The sequence below is a fragment of the Brevundimonas sp. GW821-FHT10E09 genome, from assembly GCF_058809375.1.
In genome coordinates this window covers 1-1,363 of record NZ_JBXASO010000034.1, presented here as the reverse complement: position 1 = coordinate 1,363, position 1,363 = coordinate 1, and the positions used below count along the sequence as shown (strand labels likewise).

The window sequence follows — 1,363 nt, the reverse complement described above, 5'->3', positions numbered from 1 at the left end:
GGTGATGGGGTGGACGCCCCCCGACGGCATCTATGTGCCAGAGTGAGGTGTTGAACAGCACTCGAAGGAGGCGTCCGTGGAACAAGTTAGCACTGTCGGTCTGGATCTCGCCAAGAACATCTTTCAAGCGCATGGCGCTGATGCCTCGGGCGAGGTGGTGTTTCGCAAGAAGTTGGGTCGAGGCCGATTGCTGGCGTTCTTCGCTGGCCTGTCGCCCTGCGTGGTGGCGATGGAGGCCTGCGCCGGCGCCCATTACTGGGGGCGTGAGCTGGCCCGCCAGGGTCATACGATCCGATTGATCCCGCCCATCTATGTAAAGCCGTTCGTGAAGCGTCAGAAGAACGATGCGGCCGATGCCGAAGCCATCTGTGAGGCGGCGCAGCGCCCCAGTATGAGGTTCGTGCCGCTGAAGGAGGAGGAGCAGCAGGCCAGCAGCGTGGTCTTTCGGGCCCGCGACCTTCTGGTCCGGCAGCGAACCCAGACGATCAACGCCCTGCGCGGTCACCTGGCCGAATACGGCTGGATTGTTCCCAAGGGCGTTCCGCACGTCGATAGGTTGATCGCGCGCGTCGAAGATCCGGCAGAGGCGCTTCCAACCGCCGCGCGGACGATTCTTCTCGTCCTGGTCTCGACCCTCCGATCGCTGGACCAGCAGATCGCCGTGCTCGATGCGGAGATTGCTTCCCGGGCCAAGAACGATCCGGTTGCGCGTCGACTGATGACCATTCCCGGGATCGGTCCCATCACAGCTACAGCCTTGGTCGCACTGGCCCCGTCACCCGAAGCCTTCAAGAGCGGTCGGCACTTCGCCGCCTGGCTGGGACTGACGCCGCGACAACGATCCACCGGCGGTCAGCAGAAGCTCGGCGCGATCACCAAGATGGGCGAGCGAACGCTTCGACGGCTGCTGACCATCGGGGCCAGCGCGGTGATCAAACAGGCCGTCATTCGGGGCGCGCCAGCAGGTTCCTGGCTGAGCCAGATGCTGGAGAGAAAGCCCAAGATGTTGGTCATCGTCGCCTTGGCGAACAAGAACGCCCGCATAGTCTGGGCGCTCTTGGCCAAGGGCGATGTCTACCGAGCTCCGGTCGTGTCGGCCTAGCCAGCACGACCGCGAGACGTCGAAGCGTAGGGATGAGCGAAGGAGCGTATGGCGCAACAGTCGGCGAGACGGGATCAGGAAAACCAGGGCTTTCCACTGTGCTTCGAGCACGCCGTGGGTGATTTGGACCGGATCCGCGAACTCCCATACAGGCCAGCGGTCTTTGAGCGACCGCATCAACAGGCCGGACAGATGGCAGCATCCGACTACGTGTCAGAAATTCCCGAAAATCACTCTTGCGCTGAAGGGGGCGTCCACAGA

Annotated in this window: 2 protein-coding genes; both read left to right on the top strand. The window is 63.0% G+C overall.

Annotated features, from left to right (window positions below; translation table 11 throughout):
• The first annotated feature begins 76 nt into the window (after nt 1-76).
• Entirely contained in the window at nt 77-1,102 is a 1,026-nt protein-coding gene (locus AC1RSI_RS16690; RefSeq protein ID WP_008258776.1) for an IS110 family RNA-guided transposase, read from the top strand.
• Nucleotides 1,103-1,150: 48 nt separating this feature from the next.
• Nucleotides 1,151-1,363, top strand: a 213-nt coding sequence (locus AC1RSI_RS16685; RefSeq protein WP_291753180.1) for a hypothetical protein, incomplete at its 3' end; no start/stop codon positions are given.